Here is a 22352-nt window from a genome sequence, read left to right on the forward strand (position 1 = left end):
TCGTTCTCGACGGCGATATCGACCGGTATCGCGGTTCGTCCCACCGGTTCCGCCGGTTTGCCGGGCTTAACGTCAGTCCGGGGAACTGACGACCCCGACGTAGCGCCGGTTAGCGCCGAGAGGTCGGGACGCCCGCACGGAAACATTTCGTTTCCCGACAGAAACCGCCAAGCCGGCGAAAGGGAGCCGAGGCGGCCAGATTCGTCGGAATCGCAAGAATCAACGCTTATAGGGGTGCGCTCATAATCTCGGGATGGTAGGAGAATATCGGCATGAATCCATGGATAGCGATTGGCGCGCTGGCGCTGGTGGGGCTGTTGATTCCGGCGGGGATGATGACCCTGTCCAGCCTGCTCCGGCCCACCGTGCCCGAGAAAGGAAAAACCACCACCTACGAGAGCGGCGAGGTGCCGACGGGCGGCACGCGCATCCGCTTTAACATCCAGTACTACATGGTTGCGCTGCTGTTCGTCGTGTTCGACATCGAGACCGTCCTCATCTTTCCCTGGACGGTCATCTACGAGCGCGCGGTCTCGATGGAGGGCGTGGGCCTGACGGGGGCCCTGCTGCCGATGTTGATATTCATCGGCGTTCTCGTCGTCGGTCTCGGCTGGGCGTGGCGCAACGGCGCCGTCCGGTGGGTGAAGAACCCCGAGCGTTCGCAACGGAGCGTGGAACGACAATGAGTAACGAACCACGGGAGAACATTCACGGTAGCACAGACCCGCAGACCAAGACCCGGGAGGCGCGGACGGGCCCGGGCCTCGACAACCGCTTCAACTCGAAGCTCCGGGAGGCGTTCGGCTCGTCGCCGTTCATCCTCACGAAGTTCGACAAGTTCATGAACTGGGTGCGGGGGTCGTCGATGTTCATGCTGCAGTTCGGTATCGCGTGCTGCAGCATCGAGATGATGCACACCTACGCGGTCAAGCACGACCTCGACCGCTTCGGGTCGGGCGTCCCCCGGGCGTCGCCGCGGCAGGCCGACGTGATGATCGTGCCCGGGACCATCGTCTCGAAGTTCGCCCCCCGCATGAAGCGGGTGTACGACCAGATGCCCGAGCCCAAGTTCGTCGTGAACATGGGCTCGTGCGCCATCTCGGGCGGCCCGTTCCAGGAGGGGTACAACGTCATCAAGGGCGCCGAGGAGGTCATCCCGGTCGACATCCACGTCCCGGGCTGCCCGCCCCGCCCCGAGGCGTTGGTCTACGGCGTCGTGAAGCTCCAGGAGCGCATCGCCAACGGCGAGTCGAGCCCGGTCACGGTCAAGCCCTACGAGCTCGAGCAGTTCGGCGACCTTGAGCGCGACGAGCTCGTCGAGAAGCTCGCCGACGACATCGACGAGGACACCCTCGTGATGCGGTACAACTGGGCTGATTCGCCATGAGCCTGGAGAAGCACAGCGCCGACGTCGGCGTCACCGAGGACGGCGTCGACTACGACGAACTCGAAGCGCTGCTCGGCGAGCGGGTCATCGACCGCGAGACCCACCTCAACGCCGAGGGGTTCGTCGTCCGGCCCGACGAGGTCGAGGGGACGCTCGAGCTCCTCCGGGAGGAGGCGGGCTTCGACCACCTCTCGATGGTGACCGCTCAGGACTACCCGGACCGCTACGAGAGCATCTACCACCTCACGAAGTACGACGACCGGACCCAGGAGGTCAGCGTGGTCGTCCCGACCGACCCGGAGAACCCGACCAGCGAGTCGGCCGCGTCGGTGTACAAGACCGCCGAGTGGCACGAGCGCGAGGCGTACGACCTCGTGGGCGTCGACTACGAGAACCACCCCGACCTCCGGCGCATCCTGCTGCCCGAGACCTGGCAGGGCCACCCGCTGAGCTCGGACTACGACCAGGACAAGCCCCAGCTGGTCACGCTCGACGAACACGTCAACCCGCTCGCGGAGTCCTCGAAGGACAGCGAGTCGGACACGATGTTCCTCAACATCGGGCCCCACCACCCCGCGACCCACGGCGTGCTCCACGTCAAGGCCGTCCTCGACGGCGAGCAGGTCGCCGACGTCGAACCCGACATCGGCTACCTCCACCGCTGCGAGGAGCAGATGGCCCAGCAGGGTACGTACCGCCACCAGATCATGCCGTACCCCGACCGGTGGGACTACTCGTCGGCGGGGCTGCTCAACGAGTGGGCGTACGCCCGCGTGGCCGAGGACCTCAACGACATCGAGGTGCCCGAGTACGCCCAGATCGTCCGGACGATGGGCGCCGAGCTCTGCCGCATCGCGGCCCACATGCTCGCGCTCGGCACGTTCTGTCTCGACATCTACGGCGACTTCACCGCCATCTTCATGTACGCCATGCGCGACCGCGAGAAGGTCCAGAACATCCTGGAGGACCTGACCGGCCAGCGCATGATGTTCAACTACTTCCGGCTCGGCGGCGTCGTCTGGGACCTGCCCGAGCCCCGCGAGGAGTTCTTCGCGAAGATCCGGGACTTCATCGACGACCTGCCCGAGACCCTCGAGGAGTACCACGACCTCATCACGGGCAACGAGATCTTCCAGACCCGGACCATCAACACCGGCGTCCTCGAACCCGAGGTGGCAAAGCAGTACGGCTGCACGGGGCCGGTCGCCCGCGGCTCGGGCGTCGACTACGACCTGCGCCGCGACGACCCCTACGGCTACTACGACGAGCTCGACTGGGACGTCGTCACCGAGGACGGCTGCGACAACTTCGCCCGGCTGCTCGTGCGCATGCGCGAAGTCGAGGAGTCGGCGAAGATCATCAGCCAGTGCGTCGACCTGCTCGAGGACTGGCCGGAGGACGAGCGCAACATCCAGTCCAACGTCCCCCGGACGCTCAAGCCCGACCCCGACACCGAGGTCTACCGGGCCGTCGAGGGCGCGAAGGGCGAGCTCGGCATCTACATCCGGTCGGACGGCACCGACAAGCCCGGCCGGTTCAAGATCCGGAGCCCCTGCTTCAACAACCTCCACTCGCTGGAGGCGATGGCAGAGGGCGAGTACGTCCCGGACCTCGTCGCCGCGCTGGGTAGCCTCGACGTGATCCTCGGGGAGGTGGACCGCTAATGGTTCCGCTCGTCCCCCTCCAGAACCAGGCCGGCCCGCTGCTGCCCGAGACCATCGGCCGGTGGCTGTTCGGCGGGGACCTGGCGATCTGGCAGGAGGCCATCGCGGCGTTCATCGGCGCGTTCATCATCGCCAACATCATGCTGGCCAACGCCGGCGTCGCCGGACCGTGGGCCAAGCGGAAGATCACCGCGGCGTTCACCGACCGCATCGCGGTCAACCGCCACGGTCCCGCGGGGCTGCTCATCATCCCGGCCGCCGCGGTCCAGCTGATGGCCAAGGAGCTCATCATCCCGGACGGCGTCGACCGTCCGGCGTACGACCTGGCGCCCATCGTGCTGGCGTCGTCGGCGCTCATCGGGTTCGCGGTCGTCCCGATGGGGTCGATCTTCGGCATCAACCTCCAGCTGGCCGATCCCGAGAGCGGTGCGGTGTACATCTTCGCGGCCGCGTCCATCGCGACCCTCGGGCTGGCGATGGCCGGCTACGCGTCGAACAACAAGTACTCGCTGATGGGCGGCCTGCGCGCCATCGCGCAGAACATCGCCTACGAGATTCCGCTGGTCGTCACCGCGGCGTCGGTCATCCTGTTCACGGGCACGCTCCAGATGAGCGAGATCGTCGCCCAGCAGGCCGAACCGCTGGTGACGGTCGCCGGAATCACGATCCCGTCGTGGTTCGCGTTCGTCAACCCGTTCGCGTTCGTGCTGTTCGTGGTGGCGAACCTCGCGGAGGTCGGACGCAACCCGTTCGACATCCCGGAGGCGCCGACCGAGATCGTGGCCGGGTACATGACCGAGTACTCGAGCATCTACTTCGTCCTGTTCTACATGGGCGAGTTCATCCACATCTTCCTCGGCGGCGCCATCATCACGACCTTCTTCCTCGGCGGCCCCGCGGGTCCGGTGCTGCCCGGGTTCGTCTGGTTCCTCATCAAGATCTGGGCCGTCTTCCTGTTCACCCAGTGGGCGCGGTCGGCCGTGCCGCGCGTCCGCATCGACCAGCTCATCGAGATCGGCTGGAAGGGCATGCTCGTGCTGAGCTTCGCCAACCTGGTGCTCACGGCCGTCATCGTCGGGGTGATGCTCTAATGATCGGAGTCCTCAAGTCAATGGCGACGACGCTGAAGCACGCACTGGACGGGTCCACGTTCACGGTCGAGTACCCGGACGTGGCGCCCGAAGTAAGCCCCCGGTTCCGCGGGGTCCACAAGTTCAGCCAGGAGCGCTGCATCTGGTGTCGCCAGTGCGAGAACGTCTGTCCGAACGACACGATCCAGATCGTGCAGGACGACCAGCGCAACGGCGAGGAGTACAACCTCCACATCGGCCAGTGCATCTACTGCCGGCTGTGCGAGGAGGTCTGTCCGGTCGACGCCATCCTGCTGACCGAGAACTTCGAGTTCACGGGCGACACCAAGGACGACCTCGTGTACAACAAGGAGCAGCTCAAGAACGTCCCCTGGTACAAGGACATCGACCCCCTCGAATCCCGCGAACCCGACCGCGGCGCGTGGATCGGCGAGGGCGAGGGCGAGGTGGACTACCAGTAAGTCCGTCTCGAAACGTTAAAAGGCGGATTACGAGAATTTCAAGGTGACTGAAATGGTATACGAGACACTCACGTTCGGACTGTTCGCGCTCGTCACGATCGCGAGCAGTCTGGGCGTCGTCCTGGCGCGGGACGTGTGGCACTCGGCGTTACTGCTGGGCGTCGCGCTGCTCTCAGTCGCGGTCCACTACGTGATGTTACAGGCCGAGTTCCTCGCCGCGATGCAGGTGCTGGTCTACGTGGGCGGCGTACTCGTCCTCATCACGTTCGCCGTGATGCTGACGCGCCAGGCTGACACGGAGGAGGTATCGAACGCATGAGCGGATACGACGACGACCGCGAGGAGCGGGGCCTCAGCGCCGACCCCGACGTCGGCGACCGAGGTCGACTGTGGCCGGGCGTGGCCGCGGTCGCGCTGTTCGCGGTGATGGCGTGGGTCTTCGTCGGCGCCGAGTTCGGCGAGGCCGCCGCGAGTTTCGCGGGCGACGCGGGCGTCACCGCGAGCATCGGCTACGCGATGTTCAACATCGCCGCCCAGAACGCCGTGCCCAGCGAGGGGTTCCTGATCCCCTTCGAGGTCATCGACCTCGTGCTGGTCGCGGCGCTGGTCGGCGCGGTGATGCTGGCCCGCCGGGACGACGGCGGCGAGATCACGTCGGCGCTGCGCTCGGACGCGGTCGAGCAGGAGTCGACGCCCGGCGAGGTCGTGGCGGACGGCGGTGAGCGAACGTCGACGGACGAGCGGAGCGAGTCCGTCGGAAGCGAGGAGGTGGACGACTGATGGTACCCATCCAGTACTACCTCCTGCTGTCGGCCGCGATCTTCTGCATCGGCGTGTTCGGCATCCTGACCCGCCGGAACGCGCTTCTGTTCCTGATGAGCGTGGAGCTGCTGCTGAACGCGGCCAACATCAACCTGGTCGCGTTCTCCCGGTTCCACGGCAACCTGACGGGCCAGACGTTCAGCCTGTTCACGCTGGCGCTGGCGGCCGCCGAGGTCGCGGTCGGCATCGGCATCATCCTCGTGTTGTACCGCAACTTCGCGAACGTGGACGTGACCGAAGCGACAACGATGAGGTGGTGAAACGATGGCAGCACTCCCCTTCGAACTGACTCCGGCCATCGCGGCCCTGCCGTTCGTATCGTTCCTGATCGCGCTGTTCGTCGGCGCGTTCGCCCCGCGGCTGCTCCCCAAGGGCGGCGCGATCCCCGGCATCATCGCGACCGGCGGCTCGCTGCTCCTGTCGCTGTGGGCGTTCCTCGCGGTGTCGGGCGGCGAGACCTACCACGAGTACATCACGTGGGTCGCGGGCGCCGGCGAGGCGACGTTCGACCTGCACCTGGGCGTCCTCGTCGACCCGCTATCGGCGATGATGCTCGTCATCGTCTCGCTGGTCGCGTTCCTGGTCCACATCTTCAGCCTCGGGTACATGAACGACGAGGGCGAGACGGGCCTGCCCCGGTACTACGCCGGCCTGGGCCTGTTCACCGCGAGCATGCTCTCGTTCGTCTTCGCGGACAACCTGCTGATGGCGTTCATGTTCTTCGAGCTGGTGGGCCTGTGCTCGTGGCTGCTCATCGGCTTCTGGTTCCGCGACGACGCGCCGCCGAGCGCGGCGAAGAAGGCGTTCCTCGTCACCCGGTTCGGCGACTACTTCTTCCTCGTCGGCCTGGTCGGCGTCTTCGCCACCTTCGGCACGTCGATGTTCGTCGCGGGCGGCGAGGGCGGCGAGCACGCGCTCCAGTCGTTCCCCCACCTGGCCGAGCTGGCCCTCGTCGAGGGCGAGACCGCCGGGATAACCACGTACCTGGGGCTCGACCCGCAGGCGTGGTTCGCGGTGCTGGGGCTGCTCATCCTGGGCGGCGTCGTCGGCAAGTCCGCCCAGTTCCCGCTCCACACCTGGCTGCCCGACGCCATGGAGGGTCCGACCCCCGTGTCGGCGCTCATCCACGCGGCCACGATGGTCGCGGCCGGCGTCTACCTGGTCGCGCGCATCTACGGGTTCTACGCCCTGCTGCCGAACGTGCTGGCGCTCATTGCGTTCGTCGGCGGCTTCACGGCCCTGTTTGCCGCGACCATGGGCGTCGTCAAGAAGGAGATCAAGCAGGTGCTGGCGTACTCGACCATCTCCCAGTACGGCTACATGATGCTCGGGCTGGGCGCCGGCGGCTACGTCGCCGCGACCTTCCACCTGATGACCCACGCGTTCTTCAAGGCGCTGCTGTTCCTCGGCGCCGGGTCGGTCATCATCGCGATGCACCACAACGAGGACATGTGGGACATGGGCGGCCTGAAGGAGCGGATGCCCGTGACCTACTGGACGTTCCTCTCGGGGTCGCTCGCGCTGGCGGGCATCGTCCCGTTCGCGGGCTTCTGGTCGAAGGACGAGATCCTCTACGAGGCGCTGGCCCGCGGGATGGAGAACGAACTCCTGCTCGCGGCCTACGCGATGGGACTGCTCGCGGTGTTCTTCACCGGGTTCTACACCTTCCGGATGGTCGCACTGACCTTCCACGGCGAACCCCGGTCGGACACCGCCCGCGACCCCCACGGCGTGCGCTGGAACGTGAAGGGACCGCTCGCGGTCCTGGGGATTCTGGCCGCCGTCGCCGGACTCGTCAACATGGTGCCGGTCGCGGAACTGACCGGCCTCCACATCGAGTACCTGCACGCCTGGCTCGACGGGCCCATCACGGCCACATCGGTCCACCACTACGTGGAGGTTCTCGAGGCGGCCGGCGTCCACCACGCCGACCTGTCGCCGATCCTGCCGGGCCTCGTCTCGCTGGCGCTCGCGCTGGCGGGCGCCGGCCTCGGCTACTGGCTGTACGCCTCGGAGCCCCAGGAGTACACCGACAAGCTGGGCGGCGCGAAGACGGTGCTGTACAACAACTACTACCAGGACGAGTACCAGGTCTGGCTCGCGGAGGGGCTCACCCTGCCGCTGGCCCGCGCCGCGGACAAGTTCGACCAGGGCGTCATCGACGGCGTGGTCAACGGCGTCTCGAGCGTGAGCCTGTTCGGCGGCAACCGGGTCCGGCGGGTCCAGACCGGCGTGGTGTCGAACTACGCCTTCCTGCTGACGGCGAGCTTCGTCGTCCTGCTCGTCGCCATCGGTCTCTTGGGAGGTTGGTTCTGAATGTGGATCGAAGCACTCATCGCCGTGACGATGGCGAGCGCGCTCGTGGTGTTCGTCGCCCCGAACAAGGTGGCGGCCAAGCTCTCGTTCGCGCTCAGCCTGCTCCCGCTCGCCGGGAGCCTCTGGATGTACAGCACCTACGAGGCCAGCGGGAACGCCCTGCTGGCGGGTAGCGAACTGGCCTTCGAGACCCAGTTCCGCTGGGTCACTGCGGGCCCGTACGGCCTGAACTGGCACGTCGGGCTCGACGGCATCAGCATGCCGCTGGTCGCGCTGACCACGGTGCTCACGTCGCTGGCGCTGCTGGCGTCGTGGACCCCCATCGACGAGCGTCAGAGCCAGTTCTACGGCCTGATGCTCTTCCTGGAGGCGAGCCTGCTCGGCGTCTTCTCGGCGCTGGACTTCTTCCTGTGGTTCGTCTTCTGGGAGATGGTGCTGGTCCCGATGTACGTGCTCATCGGCGTCTGGGGCGGCCCGCGCCGGAAGTACGCCGCAATCAAGATGTTCGTCTACACGAACATCGCCAGCCTCGTGATGTTCATCGGGTTCATCGCGCTGGTGTTCGGCCTCGGCGACTCGGTGACGACCCTCGACATGCCCGCCATCGCGCAGGCGCTGCGCGCGGGCGAACTCGGTAGTCTGGGCCCCGTCGGCGCGGACGCCCTGCGGACGGCGGCGTTCGTCGCCATGTTCGCGGGCTTCGCGGTGAAGGTCCCGGTCGTCCCGTTCCACACGTGGCTGCCCGACGCCCACGTGGAGGCGCCGACGCCGGTCTCGATCATGCTGGCCGGCGTGCTGCTGAAGATGGGCACCTACGCACTGCTCCGGTTCAACTTCACGATGCTGCCGGACGTCGCCCAGCAGAACGCCCAGATCATCGCGCTGTTCGCGGTCGTCAGCGTCATCTACGGCGCGATGCTGGCGCTGGCTCAGTCGGACTTGAAGCGCATCGTGGCGTACTCCTCGGTGTCGTCGATGGGGTACGTCATCCTCGGCCTGGTGGCCTACACGCTGTACGGCATGGGCGGGGCGACGTTCCAGATGGTCGCCCACGGCCTCATCTCGGGGCTGATGTTCATGGCGGTCGGCGTCATCTACAACACGACCCACACCCGGATGGTGTCGGACATGTCCGGGCTGGCGAGCAAGATGCCGATCACCGTGGCGGTGCTCGTCGCGGGCGCGTTCGGCTACATGGGCCTGCCGCTGATGGCCGGCTTCGCCGCGGAGCTGTTCATCTTCCTCGGCTCGTTCGGCGCGTTCGCGGGCTCGGTGTGGTTCACGGCCGCCGCGATGTTCGGCATCGTCGTGGTCGCGGGCTACCTGCTGTTCGCGATGCAGCGCACGCTGTTCGGGACGTTCGAGGTCGAGACCGACTACGAGGTCGGCCCGGCCGCGTTCCACGACGTCGCGCCGCTCGTGGTGCTCATCCTGCTGGTCATCCTGCTGGGCGTCGACCCGAACATCTTCTACACGATGATTCAGGACGCGGTCAACCCGCTGGTTCCGGCGGCCGGAGGTGGTGTATAGATGGCGTACCAGCTTCCGACGTGGATGTCGCTCGGTCCGACGCTCGCGCTCGCGGTGACCGGCCTGCTGCTGCTGGTGCTCGACAGCATCACCCCGGACAGGACCGACCGGGGGCTGCTGGCCGGCACCGCGGCCCTCGGGTCGCTGGTGGCGGTCGGGCTCGCCGGGTGGTACCTGTTGGCCGGCACGGGCGAGGAGCCCATCCGGCTCTACCAGAACTCGCTGGTCGTCGACACGATGGCGCTGTTCTTCGCCTTCGTGTTCGCCAGCGTGACCACGCTGGTCGTGGTCGCCAGCTACGACTACATGCGCGACCACTCCTACCAGGCGGAGTACTACGCGCTGGTCCTGCTGGCGGCGACGGGCATGACGCTGATGGCGGCCGCCAACAGCCTCGCGGTGGTGTTCGTGAGCCTCGAGCTCTCGAGCCTGCCGTCGTTCGCGCTGGTCGCCATCCTGAAGCGCAACCGCGGGAGCGTCGAGGCAGGACTCAAGTACTTCCTCATCGGCGCGCTGTCGTCGGCCATCTTCGTGTACGGCGTCAGCCTCGTCTACGGCGTCACCGGCTCGCTGCTGCTGCCCGAGATCGCGAGCAGCGTCGGCGGGACTGACCTGACCGGCGTGCTCGGCATCGGCGTGCTGATGATCCTGGGCGGGTTCGCGTACAAGACCGCCTCGGTGCCGTTCCACTTCTGGGCGCCCGAGGCGTACGAGGGCGCGCCCGCGCCCGTCTCGGCGTTCCTCTCGTCGGCCTCGAAGGCCGCCGGGTTCGCCGCGGCGTTCCGGGTGTTCACCGTCGCGTTCCCGGTCGACCAGCTGGTGACCGGCGCGACCGCCGGCGTCGACTGGGTCCTCGCGGCCCAGGTCCTGGCGGTCGTGACGATGACCCTCGGTAACTTCGCGGCCGCGACCCAGGACGAGGTCAAGCGGATGCTCGCGTACTCGTCGATCGGGCACGCGGGCTACGTCCTCATCGGGCTCGCGGCGCTGACCGGCGGCGACGACCAGCTGGTGCTGGCCGGCGGCATGGCCCACCTGCTCGTCTACGGGTTCATGAACACGGGCGCGTTCCTGTTCATCGCCCTGACCGAGTACTGGTCTGTCGGTCGGTACTTCGAGGACTTCAACGGTCTGGCCACGCAGGCGCCGTTCGCGTGCGCGGTCATGACTGTCCTGCTGTTCAACCTCGCGGGCCTCCCGGTCGGCGGCGGCTTCATGAGCAAGTACTTCCTGTTCGGCGCCGCCGTCGGCGCGGGCTTCTGGTGGCTCGCCGCCGTGGGCGCCATCAACAGCGCGCTGTCGCTGTACTACTACTCGCGGGTCGTGAAGGCGATGTGGATCGAGGAGCCGTCGGGCGACTTCGACATCGAGTCGAAGCCGGCCGGCCTCTACGCCGCGCTCGTCGCGGCCGCGGTCGTCACCGTGCTCGTCCTGCCCGGGTTCGGCCCGGTCTGGCAGTACGCCACCGACGCCGCGGCGGCGCTCGTGGCGTAGCGCGACTCGCTTCCGCTTTTCCGCGTTCTCAGGAGTCCCGTTTCCGCGAGCCGCGGGACCGCCTCCGGCGACTCCAGTCCGGAAACCGACGGCGATGGCCGCGGAGCGCGACGGTAGACGGTAGACTTTAGGCCGCGCAACGGGAAGCGCGGTGTAGGATGGTTTCCCGGTTGATTCTGGGGTGTGGAACCGTCGGACAGAACCTCGTGGAGGCGATAGCCGACGAACCGGGGAGCCTGTTAGTCATCGACGACGCCGAGAACCGCATCGACGCGCTCCGCGAGGAGGGCGTCTCGGCCACCCTCGGCGACCCGACGGACCCGGAGACGGTGCGAGGGAGCGCCAGCACCGCCGAAATGGTGGTCGTGGCCGATCCCGACCCCGAGGTCAATCGCCGCGCGGCCGAACTCGCGGTCGAGTCGTTCCCCGACGCCTACGTCGTCGGGTTCCTCGGCGAGGGGTGTGACGACGACCAGCGGGGGGCCATCGCGTCAGTGGCCGACCACGTCGTCGACCCGACCGCGGCCATCGCGAGCCAGGTGCTGGCGGTCGCGCTCGGCGAGTACGCCGTCCGGACGGCGCTACTCCGGCGGACGCTCCGGGGGATCGACGGTAAACTCGGCGTCTTCATGCACGACAACCCCGACCCCGACGCCATCGCCAGCGCGGTGGCGCTGTGTCGCATCGCCGAGCAGGTCGGCGTCGAGGCCGAACCCTGCTACTTCGGCGACATCTCCCACCAGGAGAACCGGGCGTTCGTCAATCTGCTCGAACTGGACCTCCGGAACCTGGAACCGGAGGAGTTCGACCCCGACGAGTTCGGCGGCATCGCGCTGGTCGACCACTCCCGGCCCGGCATCAACGACCAGCTTCCGCCCGACACCGCGGTCGACATCGTCGTCGACCACCACCCGCCGAAGGAGGCCCCCGAGGCGGCGTTCGTCGACCTCCGGAGCGACGTGGGCGCGACCTCCACGCTGCTGGCCGAGCACGTCCAGCGACTCGGCATCGAACTCGACGAGGCGGTGGCGACGGGGCTGCTGTACGGCATCCGGGTCGACACCAAGGACTTCTCGCGGGAGGTCTCGACCGCCGACTTCGAGGCCGCCGCCTACCTGCTGCCCCACGCCGACGTGGGGCTGCTGGAGCGCGTCGAGAGCCCGTCGGTGAGCGCCGACACGTACGAGACCATGGCCCGGGCCATCCGGAACCGCCGGGTCGAGGGCCCGGTGCTGGCGACCTGCGTCGGGAAGCTGGCCGACCGCGACGCCCTCGCGCAGGCGGCCGACCAACTGCTCGACATGGAGGACATCACCACGACGCTGGTGTACGGCTTCCGGGACGGGACGGTGTACGTCTCCGCGCGCGCCCGCGGGACCGACATCGACCTCGGCGAGACGATGCGGGCCGCGTTCGGCCAGATCGGCAGCGCGGGCGGCCACGCCGACATGGCGGGCGCACAGATCTCGCTCGGACTGCTCGGCACGGTCGAGCAGGAGGAGGAGGCCTCGCTGGCCAGCGTCGTCAGCGACGTCATCACCGACCGCTTCTTCGAGACCATCCAGTCGACCCCCGAGAGCGGCGGCGAGTACGCCCACGGCGGCGACGTGAGCTTCGACGCCACCGTGGTCGAGCCCGAGAACTGAGCCGGCGGCGTCCCGCCTGATGCGGCGGCGTCCCGCCGGGCCAGTCGGGCCGCTCGCCGACGGGGTCCGCGATGGTCGGCCGACTCCCGCCGGGCGGGAAGCCTTTTTGACCCGCGGCCGCCTGGAAGTAGGCATGGACGTGGCGGCAGCCGACGGCGGGACCGCCGACGGGAAGCCGACGGTCAAGGACTACATGACCCGCGAGGTGGCGACGGTGTCGCCCGACGCCACCGTCGAGGAGGTCGCGCGTCGCATCGTCGAGAGCGACGAACACAACGGCTACCCGGTCTGCGACGGCCGGCGGGTCGAGGGGTTCGTCAACGCCAGGGACCTCCTGCTCGCCGACGACCAGGAGCCCATCTTCAAGGTGATGAGCAAGGACCTCATCGTGGCCCACCCCGACATGGACGTCAACGACGCCGCCCGGGTCATCCTCCGGTCGGGCATCCAGAAGCTCCCGGTGGTCGACGACGCGGGCAACCTCGTGGGCATCATCTCGAACACCGACTTCATCCGCTCGCAGATCGAGCGCGCGACCCCCGAGAAGGTCGGCAAGCTGATGCGGACCCTCGAGTCCATCCACGACACGAAGGTCGAGCAGACCCGCCGGGAGGTCCCACTCGCCGACCTGACCCCGACCCAGGGGAAGGTGTACGCCGACGAGCTCGAGGGGCGGACCTACGAGCTCGAGCGGGGCCTGGCCGAACCGCTGGTGGTCATCGACAGCGCTCCCGAGGGCGGCGTTTCGGGCGACGGCGAGCGCGAACTGCTGCTCGCCGACGGCCACCACCGGGTGATGGCGGCCGACCGACTCGACGTCGACGAGATGGACGCCTACGTCATCCTTGTGGACGACGACGTCGACCTCGGGATGGCCAAGACCGCCGAGAAGGAGGGGCTGGAGTCGCTCGACGACGTCCAGGTGGTCGACTACGCCCGCCACCCGCTGGTCGAGACTACCAAGCGTCTGCAGTGACCGAAGGGCCGCTCCTCGTCGCCGTCGGCGAGCGATATCGACGGCCGCCCTCGCAGCCTGGCATTTTCGAGGAGCGACCCGCGGCGCAGACCGGGGACACCGGACGACCCCGACGAGGCCGACGGTGGTGCGGAATCTTAATGGACTGTCCGGCAATTATTACGGGTATGTTCGACGACGACGACCTCGCGGAGATACGCGACGCCAAGGAGGAGTGGGAGGAGGAGACCCTCGACCCGGTCCTCGACGCCTACGGCGAGCGACGGGACAGGTTCGCCACGGTCTCGAACCTCGAAGTCGACCGGCTCTACACCCCCGAGGACGTCGCCGACCTCGACTACGAGGAGGACCTGGGCTTTCCCGGTGAGGACCCCTACACCCGCGGGGTCTACCCGACGATGTACCGCGGACGGACCTGGACGATGCGCCAGTTCGCGGGGTTCGGCACCGCCGAGGAGACCAACGAGCGGTTCCACTACCTCATCGACGAGGGCCAGACCGGCCTGTCGACCGCGTTCGACATGCCCAGCCTGATGGGCAAGGACAGCGACGACCCCCTCTCTGACGGCGAGGTCGGCAAGGAGGGCGTCGCGGTCGACACGCTCCGGGACATGGAGATCCTGTTCGACGGCATCGACCTCGGAGAGGTCTCGACCTCGTTCACCATCAACCCCTCCGCGCCGGTCATCTACGCGATGTACATCGCGCTGGCCGACCAGCAGGGGGTTCCCCGCGACGAGATCCGGGGTACCCTCCAGAACGACATGCTCAAGGAGTTCATCGCCCAGAAGGAGTGGGTGATCCCGCCGGAGCCCAGCCTCGACATCGTGACCGACACCGTCGAGTTCGCGGTCGAGGAGACTCCGAAGATAAAGCCGGTCTCCATCTCGGGCTACCACATCCGCGAGGCCGGGTCGACCGCGATCCAGGAATTGGCGTTCACCCTGGCGGACGGCTTCGCCTACGTCGAGGACGCGATGGACCGCGGGCTCGACGTCGACGAGTTCGCCCCCCAGCTCTCGTTCTTCTTCAACTCGCACAACTCCATCTTCGAGGAGGTCGCGAAGTTCCGCGCGGCCCGCCGTATCTACGCGAACGTCATGGACGAGTGGTACGGCGCCGAGGCCGAGGCCAGCAAGCAGCTCAAGTTCCACACCCAGACCGCCGGCCAGAGCCTCACGGCCCAGCAGCCGCTCAACAACGTGGTCCGGGTGACCATCCAGGCGCTCGCGGGCGTGCTCGGCGGCACCCAGAGCCTCCACACCAACAGCTTCGACGAGGCGCTGGCGCTGCCCTCCGAGGAGGCGGTCCGGGTCGCGCTCCGGACCCAGCAGATCATCGCCGACGAGTCGGGCGCGGCCGACATCGCCGACCCGCTGGGCGGGTCGTTCGCGGTCGAGAGCCTGACCGACGAGACCGAGGAGAAGGCGATGGCCTACATCGAGGAGATAAAGGAGATGGGCGACGGCTCGGTCCGCGACGGCGTGCTCGCGGGCATCGAGCAGGGGTACTTCCACCGCGAGATCCAGGACGCCTCCTACGAGTACCAGGAGCGCGTCGAGGAGGGCGAGGAGACGGTCGTCGGCGTCAACAAGTACGAGATCGAGGAGGACACCCGCCCCGACATCCTCACGGTCGACGAGGACGTCCAGGAGCGCCAGCTCGAGCGCCTCGCCCAGGTCAAGGCCGAGCGCGACGACGCCGCGGTCGAGGCCGCGCTCGACGACCTGGACGACGCCATCCAGAGCGACGAGAACGTGATGCCCGCCATCGTCGACGCCGTGAAGGCCTACGCCACGATGGGCGAGATCATGCAGGTGTTCGAGGCCGAGTACGGGAGCTACCAGGAGACCGTCAGCGTCGCCTGAGGCCGCGAGCCCTCGAAGCCGCCTGCGATTCTCGGGCCGGATTCCAGCGTCTCGCGTACCACCTTCGCGGCCCTATTTATCGCCCACGGCCTGTTCGTCAACGGCCCCGTGGACGAACCCGCCGATCTCACCGACGAGGTCGACGCGCTGACCTGAGACGGGTGCGATTCGACGCGGAAAGCCGGGCTTAATCCGGCGTTTCCCGCCGCCTGCGGTCGGGAACACGCGGCTTTCCCTCGAATCAGGCGTGCTAACGCGCGCCAACCTTTATTGCTCTCCTTAATGAGTAATACGACGTACCCATGTCAGAAGATACCGCCGAACTCGAAGCGCGGCTCGAAGAGCAGGACGAGTTCGAGCCGCCCGAGGAGTTCGTCGCCCAGGCGAACGTCTCCGACGACTCCGTCTACGAGGAGTTCGAGGAGAACTGGCCCGGGTGCTGGGAGCGGGCGGCCGAGCTCCTCGACTGGGAGACCGAGTACGACACGGTGCTGGACGACTCGAACCCGCCGTTCTACGAGTGGTTCACCGGCGGCGAACTCAACGCTTCGGCGAACTGCCTGGACAGGCATCTGGACGAGCGGGGCGACGAGGCCGCCATCGAGTGGATCGGCGAACCCACCGACGAGGAGAACCGGACCTACACCTACGAGGAACTGCACCGCGAGGTAAACGAATTCGCAGCCGCGCTCCGGGATATGGGCGTCGGCGAGGACGACGTCGTCACCATGTACATGCCGATGATCCCCGAGCTTCCAATCGCCATGCTGGCGTGCGCTCGCATCGGGGCACCCCACTCGGTGGTCTTCGCGGGCTTCTCCGCCGACGCCCTCGCAACCCGGATGGAGAGCGCGGACTCGGAGTACCTCGTCACCGCCAACGGCTACTTCCGGCGGGGCGACCCCCTCGACCACTTCGAGAAGACCCGCGAGGGGCTCGGCGGCGTGAGCCACGAGGTGAGCGACGTGGTGGTCGTCGACCGCCTCGCCGAGCACGGCCACGGCTACGACCTCGAGGACGGCGAGCACTACTACGCCGACCTCGTGGCCGAGCAGGAGGGCGCGGAGGTCGAGCCGGTGTCGCGGGACGCCGAGGACATGCTGTTCCTGATGTACACCTCGGGGACGACGGGCCAACCCAAGGGCGTCAAGCACACCACCGGGGGCTACCTCGCCTGGACCGCCTGGACCTCCCAGGCGGTGCTGGACGTCAAGCCCGATGACACGTACTTCTGCTCGGCCGACATCGGCTGGATCACCGGCCACTCCTACATCGTCTACGGACCCCTCGCGCTCGGCACCACCTCGGTGATGTACGAGGGCACGCCGGACCACCCCGACCGCGACCGGCTGTGGGAGATCATCGAGGACTACGAGGTGAACCAGCTCTACACCGCGCCCACGGCCATCCGGGCGTTCATGAAGTGGGGCAGCGACTTCCCCGACCGCCACGACCTCTCGAGCCTCCGGCTGCTCGGGACGGTCGGCGAGCCCATCAACCCCCGCGCCTGGAAGTGGTACTACACCAACATCGGGAACGAGGAGTGTCCCATCGTGGACACCTGGTGGCAGACCGAGACCGGCGGCATGATGGTCACCACCCTGCCCGGTGTCAAGACGATGAAGCCAGGCTCCGCGGGCCCGCCGCTGCCCGGCGTCGACGCGCAGGTCATCGACGCGAACGGCGACGAGGTGGAGGCCGGGCAAGCGGGCTACCTCACGGTCCAGAAGCCGTGGCCGGGGATGCTCCGGACCCTCTACAAGAACGACGAGCGCTACATCGACGAGTACTGGGCGGAGTACTCGGATACGGACAGCGACGATCCCGACGACTGGGTGTACTTCCCCGAGGACGGCGCCAAGATCGACGACGACGGCTACATCACGGTGCTGGGCCGGGTCGACGACGTCCTCAACGTTTCGGGCCATCGCCTCGGGACGATGGAGATCGAGAGCGCTATCGTCGGCGTCGAGGGCGTCGCCGAGGCCGCCGTCGTCGGCGGTGAACACGACGTGAAAGGCGAAGCAGTCTACGCGTACGTCATCACGGAGGACGGCTACGAGGGCGACGACGAGATGCGCGACCGCATCGTCGAGGGCGTCGAGGACGCCATCGGGCCGATCGCGCGGCCCGAGGCAGTCGTCTTCACGCCGGAGCTCCCGAAGACCCGCTCCGGGAAGATCATGCGCCGACTGCTCGAGGACATCGCCAACGGCGACGAACTCGGCAACACCTCCACCCTGCGCAACCCCGACGTGGTCGAGGACATCCAGCGGAAGGTCGCAGGCGACTGAGCGACCACACCGCCAGTTCTCCCACTCCCACGCTCGTCCTCAGGAACCGAGCCAGTCGTTCGTGGAGACCGAGTGTCCGGCGTCCCGGCAGATCTTCGCGCCCTGCTTCCGAACTCGCTTGCTCGACGGCAAATCCTCCTCGTCGCGAATCGTGGTCTCGATCCACGTCGCCAGTCGCTCGGCCTCGGTCTTGCCCGCCAGTTCTGAAACTTCCCCGATGGACTTCTCGTAGGCCCGGCGCTGGGACCGACCCTCCTTGTCGGCCTCGTAGCGCTCGTGGCTCCCGATGACGTCCTCGACCGCACGGTCGATGTCGCGCATCGACTGCTTGATGCTCATGGCGGATGGTCGGCGTTCGGCGGGGAATAGCTGGTGGGCGTCGGCCCACCCGACCGTTCCGGAACAGTTAGCTATCTATCTCTTATCGGCGACCGGCGCACGGCGGTTCCGTCCGCCGAGTTACTTACCGACACCGGAATTTATATCTTGAAAGTTGGTTATTTTTCTACCATGCACAAACCGCTGCTCGTGACCGACTTCCTCGACAGAGCCCGGACCCACTACGGCGACCAGGAGGCGGTCGTCGCCACGACCGGCGAGCGCTACACCTACGACGAGTTCGGCGACCGGGTCGACCGGCTCGCGGCCGCGCTGGCCGACCGGGGCATCGAGAAGGGCGACCGGGTCGCGGTGCTCGACCCCAACACCCACTACCAACTCGAAGCCGCGTACGCCGCCTTCCAGCTCGGCGCGGTCCACACCCCACTGAACTACCGGCTCACGCCCGACGACTACGAGTACATCCTGAACGACGCCGGCGTGGACGCGGTCGTCGCCGACTACGAGTACGCCGAGAAGATCGAGGCCGTCCGCGACGAGGTGCCCACCGAGGTCTTCGTCAGCAACGACGCCGAGGCGACCGAGGGCGACTGGGAGGAGTTCGACGCGGTGGTCGCCGACGCCGACCCCGACGGGTTCACCCGGCCCGAGATGTCCGAGGACGAGGTCGTCACCATCAACTACACCTCCGGCACAACGGGCGACCCGAAGGGCGTGATGCGGACCCACCGGACCGAGACGCTCCACGCCTACGTGCTCTCGGTCCACCAGGAGATCTACGACGACGACGTCTACCTCTGGACCCTGCCGATGTTCCACGTCAACGGCTGGGGTCACATCTACGCCGTCACCGGGATGGGCGCCACGCACGTCTGCACGCGCGGCGTCGACGCGGCCGACATCGTCGAGACGGTGCGGTCCGAGGACGTCTCGTTCCTCTGCGGCGCGCCGACCGTGCTCAACATGCTCATCGACTACTACGAGGAGAACGGCGAGCCCGAGATGACCGGCGACAGCGACGTCCGGGTGACCACCGCGGGGTCGGCGCCGCCCGAGGCGACCATCCGCGCGGTCGAGGACGAGTTCGGCTGGTACCTCAAGCACCTCTACGGCCTGACCGAGACCGGGCCGCTCATCACCATGTCGGACGCCCGCCGGCTGCTCGACGCCGACGACGACGGCCGGTTCGCGCTCAAGAAGCGCCAGGGGATGGGCGTGCTCGGCACCGAGGTCGCGGTCGTCGACGACGACGGCGCGGACGTCCCCCGCGACGACTCGACCATCGGCGAGATCGTGGTCCGGGGCAACCAGGTGATGGAGGGCTACTGGGAGAAGCCCGAGGCGACCGAGGAGGCGTTCAACGAGAAGCGCGAGGGCTGGTTCCACACCGGCGACCTCGCGAGCGTCGACGAGCACGGCATGGTAGCCATCAAGGACCGGAAGAAGGACATCATCGTCTCGGGCGGCGAGAACATCTCTAGCATCGAGATCGAGGACACGCTGTTCGACCACGACGACGTGAGCGACGTCGCGGTCATCCCGGCCCCGAGCGAGCGGTGGGGCGAGGAGCCCAAGGCGTTCGTCGTCCCGGCGTCGGGCGACCCCGAGGACCCGGGCGTGACCGAACAGGAGATCCGGGAGTTCACGAAGGAGCACATGGCCTCCTACAAGGCGGTCAAGCGCGTGGAGTTCGTCGCGGAACTGCCCTCGACCGCCACCGGGAAGATTCAGAAGTACGAGCTCCGCGAGCGGGAGTGGGACGACGAGGACCGAATGGTCGGCGAGGGGTAGGTCGGAAGGCTCTAGGCCGACTCTGTTTCTCTCGATTCTTCGCAGGTAGTCCCGATTGACTGGTATGCGACTGTTGACTCGCAGGAACACACAACAACCTCCGAACGGAGACCTCCTCGAAAGCCCCCGCCCGCTCGCGGTCGCTCTGCGAGATATTCGCGGCTCTCTGCACCGCCAGCCGCGAATAGTGGCCCGCAGAGGCGACTGAATTGCACGCGAGCGGGCAGCCCCTTTCATCCACCCCACCGCAGACCGCACGGCACCACGTCCCTCCCCAGCCGATTCGCTCACTTCGTTCGCTCATCCCTCGCGCAATGAGGGCGCGAGATGAACTCGCGCCAGCGCGCGCCGTAGCTAGTCCTGTTTTACCCAAGAACGATTAGTAATTCTAAACTCCACGTCCACCTTCCTCCGAGAGCCCAAGACCCAAGACGCCTCGAATCGAGCTACCTGATACCAATGCCCGAAGAAGAGGCGCTCTGCTTCGACATGTACGGGACGCTCTGCGACACGAGCAGTGTCACCGAGACGCTCGGCGAGGAGCTCGACCTGACCGACAAGGTGGTGGCGAACGTCGACGAGCTGTGGCGCCAGAAGCAGCTCCAGTACGCCACCGAGTCGGCGCTGATGGACGACTACCGGACGTTCTGGGAGGTGACCGAACGGGCGCTCGAGTACGCGCTGGAGTTCCACGGTCTCCCGGTCGACCGGGCGGCCCAGGAGCGAATCATCGGCGCCTACGAGCACCTCGACCCGTACCTCGACGCCGTCGGTGCGCTGGAGCGACTCGGCGAGGCCGGCGCGACCGTCGTCGTGCTCTCGAACGGTAACCCCGAGATGCTGGAGACGCTCGCGGAGAACGCGGGACTGACGACCCACCTCGACGACGTCGTCAGCGCTCACGAGGTCGGGACGTTCAAGCCCGACCCCGCGGTGTACGAGAACGCCGCCGACCGGCTCGACCGGTCGCTGGGCGACTGCCGACTCGTCTCCTCGAACGCGTGGGACGTCGCCGGTGCATCGCAGGCCGGCATGTCGACCGCGTGGGTGAACCGCGCCCGCGAACCCGCCGAACGCATCGGCGGCGAGGCCGACCTGACAGTCGAGTCGCTCGCCGACCTCGCCGAGTCGCTGTAGCTGTCGGCCGGCGCTCACTTCCGGCCGCCAGCCCGACCCCGACCGACCGGCCGGAACGTATTGGAAGAATTATCGATGGGCGGCTCGCGGAAAACTGACCCCAATCCGGCGTTTCCGCTCGTCCAAGCCCCGACGTCCGCGATATTTTACATCTGCGGCGGCGGAATCTTCCCGTATAATTATTAATGATGTTGTAGTCCTGTGATACGATGTCACGGGGAAATGACACTGATGTGACGCGGAGAGACGTCGTCAAGATGGCCGGAGCGACCGGTATCGCGGGGGTCGCCGGGGTCGCCGGAAGCGCGAGCGCACAGGAGTATCCGCCGATTGGGAACTACCCGATTCAGGGCAACCCGACGTTCGGGTTCACGGTGCCCCAGTCGGGACCGTACTCCTCGGAGGGACAGGACGAGCTCCGGGCGTACGAGTTGGCCGTCGAACACCTGAACAACGGTGGCGGCTGGGTCGACAGCTGGGACGGCCTCTCTGGGAACGGCGTGCTGGACCAGCAGATCGAGTTCGTGAGCGGCGACACCGCGACCGACGCCGACACGGCCCGCCAGACCGCGCGCCGGATGATCCAGCGCGACCAGGCGATCATGCTCTCGGGCGGGTCCTCGAGCGCGGTCGCCATCGCCATCCAGGAGCTGTGCCAGCGCGAGCGGGTCCAGTACCAGTGCTGTCTGACCCACTCGAACGAGACCACGGGCTCGAACTGCGTCCGGTACTCCTTCCGGGAGATGTTCAACGCCTACATGACGGCGCAGGCGCTGGTGCCGCCGGTGACGAACGAGTACGGCCAGAACAACAACTTCTACCAGCTGTACGCTGACTACAGCTGGGGCCAGACCCAGCAGGCCTCGATGAGCCAGTTCTTCTCCGAGGCGGGCTGGAACGAGATACAGAGCGTGGCCACGCCGCTCGGGACGAAGGACTTCTCGTCGTACCTCTCGCAGGTGCCCCGGCAGCGGACCGACGTGTTGTTCCTCAACCACTACGGGCTCGACGGCGCGAACTCGCTGAGTCAGGCGATCGACATGGGGCTCGACGAGGACATGGAGATCGTCGTGCCGCTGTACAACCGGCCGATGGCCCAGGCCGCCGGCGGCGCCATCGGGGGCATCTTCGGGACCGTCGCCTGGGACTCCCAGATCGACAACCAGCCCTCGAACGACTTCACGCAGACGTTCCGGGAGAAGTACGAGCGCATCCCGTCGGGACCGGCCCAGCTCGCGTACGCCCAGACGCTCCAGTACGCCGCGGCGGTCGAGCGGGCGGGCACCTTCTACCCGCCGGAAGTCATCAAGCAACTGGAAGGGTACCAGTACAACAACTTCGGCATGGGGCAGGAGACGATGCGTAAGTGCGACCACCAGGCTCAGCGCGCGGTGCCGGTCGTCAAGGGGCTGCCCCAGAGCGAACAGCAGCAGGGGCAGTTCTTCGAGATCGTCAACCTCACGCCGGCCGACCAGCTCGGGTACGGCTGCGACGAAGGGCCCGCCGCGGAGTGCGACCTGGGCCCCTACGAGTAGT

Annotated in this window: 19 protein-coding genes; 18 read left to right on the top strand and 1 reads right to left on the bottom strand. The window is 67.3% G+C overall.

Annotation, left to right across the window (positions count from 1 at the left end):
* The first annotated feature begins 272 nt into the window (after positions 1-272).
* The 15 genes from DVR07_RS03705 (at position 273) to acs (ending at position 17549) form a co-directional block, all read left to right on the top strand.
* Positions 273-686 (top strand): NADH-quinone oxidoreductase subunit A, encoded by a 414-nt coding sequence (locus tag DVR07_RS03705; RefSeq protein WP_115795423.1) that lies wholly within the window; start codon positions 273-275, stop codon positions 684-686.
* Positions 683-1387 (top strand): NADH-quinone oxidoreductase subunit B, encoded by a 705-nt coding sequence (locus tag DVR07_RS03710; protein WP_115795424.1) that lies wholly within the window; start codon positions 683-685, stop codon positions 1385-1387. Before DVR07_RS03705 ends, DVR07_RS03710 begins: the two co-directional genes overlap by 4 nt.
* Complete coding sequence (locus tag DVR07_RS03715) at positions 1384-3051, top strand: NADH-quinone oxidoreductase subunit D (protein ID WP_115795425.1); 1668 nt, start codon at positions 1384-1386, stop codon at positions 3049-3051. The genes DVR07_RS03710 and DVR07_RS03715 overlap by 4 nt, the downstream gene beginning before the upstream one ends.
* A complete protein-coding gene (locus DVR07_RS03720) occupies positions 3051-4142 on the top strand; it encodes a complex I subunit 1/NuoH family protein (RefSeq protein WP_115795426.1) in 1092 nt (363 codons plus the stop codon). Before DVR07_RS03715 ends, DVR07_RS03720 begins: the two co-directional genes overlap by 1 nt.
* Positions 4142-4603: a NuoI/complex I 23 kDa subunit family protein gene (locus DVR07_RS03725; protein WP_115795427.1), complete on the top strand. Its 462-nt coding sequence runs from the start codon at positions 4142-4144 to the stop codon at positions 4601-4603. The genes DVR07_RS03720 and DVR07_RS03725 overlap by 1 nt, the downstream gene beginning before the upstream one ends.
* Before the next feature lie 52 nt (positions 4604-4655).
* Complete coding sequence (locus tag DVR07_RS03730) at positions 4656-4922, top strand: NADH-quinone oxidoreductase subunit J (protein WP_115795428.1); 267 nt, start codon at positions 4656-4658, stop codon at positions 4920-4922.
* Entirely contained in the window at positions 4919-5383 is a 465-nt protein-coding gene (locus DVR07_RS03735) for an NADH-quinone oxidoreductase subunit J family protein (RefSeq protein ID WP_193570009.1), read from the top strand. Before DVR07_RS03730 ends, DVR07_RS03735 begins: the two co-directional genes overlap by 4 nt.
* A complete protein-coding gene (gene nuoK, locus DVR07_RS03740) occupies positions 5383-5685 on the top strand; it encodes an NADH-quinone oxidoreductase subunit NuoK (RefSeq protein ID WP_115795429.1) in 303 nt (100 codons plus the stop codon). The genes DVR07_RS03735 and nuoK overlap by 1 nt, the downstream gene beginning before the upstream one ends.
* Positions 5686-5689: 4 nt before the next feature.
* Positions 5690-7741 carry an NADH-quinone oxidoreductase subunit L gene (gene nuoL / locus DVR07_RS03745; protein WP_115795430.1) on the top strand — a complete coding sequence of 684 codons (2052 nt, stop codon included), beginning with the start codon at positions 5690-5692 and terminating at the stop codon, positions 7739-7741.
* Entirely contained in the window at positions 7742-9271 is a 1530-nt protein-coding gene (locus tag DVR07_RS03750; protein ID WP_115795431.1) for a complex I subunit 4 family protein, read from the top strand. It abuts the gene before it with no gap.
* Positions 9272-10765 (top strand): NADH-quinone oxidoreductase subunit N, encoded by a 1494-nt coding sequence (locus DVR07_RS03755; RefSeq protein WP_115795432.1) that lies wholly within the window; start codon positions 9272-9274, stop codon positions 10763-10765. It begins immediately after the preceding gene.
* 158 nt (positions 10766-10923) lie between these two features.
* Positions 10924-12411 (top strand): DHH family phosphoesterase, encoded by a 1488-nt coding sequence (locus tag DVR07_RS03760; protein WP_115795433.1) that lies wholly within the window; start codon positions 10924-10926, stop codon positions 12409-12411.
* A 133-nt stretch (positions 12412-12544) separates the two neighbouring features.
* Positions 12545-13387, top strand: a complete 843-nt coding sequence (locus DVR07_RS03765) for a CBS pair associated ParBc domain-containing protein (protein WP_115795434.1) — start codon at positions 12545-12547, stop codon at positions 13385-13387.
* 167 nt (positions 13388-13554) lie between these two features.
* Entirely contained in the window at positions 13555-15255 is a 1701-nt protein-coding gene (locus tag DVR07_RS03770; protein ID WP_115795435.1) for an acyl-CoA mutase large subunit family protein, read from the top strand.
* 302 nt (positions 15256-15557) lie between these two features.
* Positions 15558-17549, top strand: coding sequence for an acetate--CoA ligase (gene acs, locus DVR07_RS03775; protein ID WP_115795436.1), 1992 nt, complete (start codon positions 15558-15560; stop codon positions 17547-17549).
* 39 nt (positions 17550-17588) lie between these two features.
* Here acs and DVR07_RS03780 read toward each other — a convergent pair whose 3' ends face one another.
* Positions 17589-17888 carry a hypothetical protein gene (locus tag DVR07_RS03780; protein ID WP_115795437.1) on the bottom strand — a complete coding sequence of 100 codons (300 nt, stop codon included), beginning with the start codon at positions 17886-17888 and terminating at the stop codon, positions 17589-17591.
* A gap of 171 nt (positions 17889-18059) precedes the next feature.
* Between DVR07_RS03780 and DVR07_RS03785 the strand changes: the two genes are divergently transcribed.
* The 3 genes from DVR07_RS03785 (at position 18060) to DVR07_RS03795 (ending at position 22351) form a co-directional block, all read left to right on the top strand.
* On the top strand, positions 18060-19679 hold the full coding sequence (locus DVR07_RS03785) for a long-chain-fatty-acid--CoA ligase (protein WP_115795438.1): 1620 nt from the start codon (positions 18060-18062) through the stop codon (positions 19677-19679).
* A gap of 459 nt (positions 19680-20138) precedes the next feature.
* Complete coding sequence (locus DVR07_RS03790; protein ID WP_115795439.1) at positions 20139-20816, top strand: haloacid dehalogenase type II; 678 nt, start codon at positions 20139-20141, stop codon at positions 20814-20816.
* A 209-nt stretch (positions 20817-21025) separates the two neighbouring features.
* Complete coding sequence (locus DVR07_RS03795; RefSeq protein ID WP_115795440.1) at positions 21026-22351, top strand: substrate-binding protein; 1326 nt, start codon at positions 21026-21028, stop codon at positions 22349-22351.
* The last annotated feature ends 1 nt before the right edge of the window (position 22352 follow it).

This window comes from Halorussus rarus (assembly GCF_003369835.1).
GTDB classification, from domain to species: Archaea; Halobacteriota; Halobacteria; order Halobacteriales; family Haladaptataceae; genus Halorussus; species Halorussus rarus.

Coding starts and splice junctions, on each gene's coding strand:
- DVR07_RS03705 (WP_115795423.1), top strand. CDS start 273: ATGAATCCATGGATAGCGATTGGCGCGCTGGCGCTGGTGGGGCTGTTG.
- DVR07_RS03710 (WP_115795424.1), top strand. CDS start 683: ATGAGTAACGAACCACGGGAGAACATTCACGGTAGCACAGACCCGCAG.
- DVR07_RS03715 (WP_115795425.1), top strand. CDS start 1,384: ATGAGCCTGGAGAAGCACAGCGCCGACGTCGGCGTCACCGAGGACGGC.
- DVR07_RS03720 (WP_115795426.1), top strand. CDS start 3,051: ATGGTTCCGCTCGTCCCCCTCCAGAACCAGGCCGGCCCGCTGCTGCCC.
- DVR07_RS03725 (WP_115795427.1), top strand. CDS start 4,142: ATGATCGGAGTCCTCAAGTCAATGGCGACGACGCTGAAGCACGCACTG.
- DVR07_RS03730 (WP_115795428.1), top strand. CDS start 4,656: ATGGTATACGAGACACTCACGTTCGGACTGTTCGCGCTCGTCACGATC.
- DVR07_RS03735 (WP_193570009.1), top strand. CDS start 4,919: ATGAGCGGATACGACGACGACCGCGAGGAGCGGGGCCTCAGCGCCGAC.
- nuoK (WP_115795429.1), top strand. CDS start 5,383: ATGGTACCCATCCAGTACTACCTCCTGCTGTCGGCCGCGATCTTCTGC.
- nuoL (WP_115795430.1), top strand. CDS start 5,690: ATGGCAGCACTCCCCTTCGAACTGACTCCGGCCATCGCGGCCCTGCCG.
- DVR07_RS03750 (WP_115795431.1), top strand. CDS start 7,742: ATGTGGATCGAAGCACTCATCGCCGTGACGATGGCGAGCGCGCTCGTG.
- DVR07_RS03755 (WP_115795432.1), top strand. CDS start 9,272: ATGGCGTACCAGCTTCCGACGTGGATGTCGCTCGGTCCGACGCTCGCG.
- DVR07_RS03760 (WP_115795433.1), top strand. CDS start 10,924: ATGGTTTCCCGGTTGATTCTGGGGTGTGGAACCGTCGGACAGAACCTC.
- DVR07_RS03765 (WP_115795434.1), top strand. CDS start 12,545: ATGGACGTGGCGGCAGCCGACGGCGGGACCGCCGACGGGAAGCCGACG.
- DVR07_RS03770 (WP_115795435.1), top strand. CDS start 13,555: ATGTTCGACGACGACGACCTCGCGGAGATACGCGACGCCAAGGAGGAG.
- acs (WP_115795436.1), top strand. CDS start 15,558: ATGTCAGAAGATACCGCCGAACTCGAAGCGCGGCTCGAAGAGCAGGAC.
- DVR07_RS03780 (WP_115795437.1), bottom strand. CDS start 17,888: ATGAGCATCAAGCAGTCGATGCGCGACATCGACCGTGCGGTCGAGGAC.
- DVR07_RS03785 (WP_115795438.1), top strand. CDS start 18,060: ATGCACAAACCGCTGCTCGTGACCGACTTCCTCGACAGAGCCCGGACC.
- DVR07_RS03790 (WP_115795439.1), top strand. CDS start 20,139: ATGCCCGAAGAAGAGGCGCTCTGCTTCGACATGTACGGGACGCTCTGC.
- DVR07_RS03795 (WP_115795440.1), top strand. CDS start 21,026: ATGTCACGGGGAAATGACACTGATGTGACGCGGAGAGACGTCGTCAAG.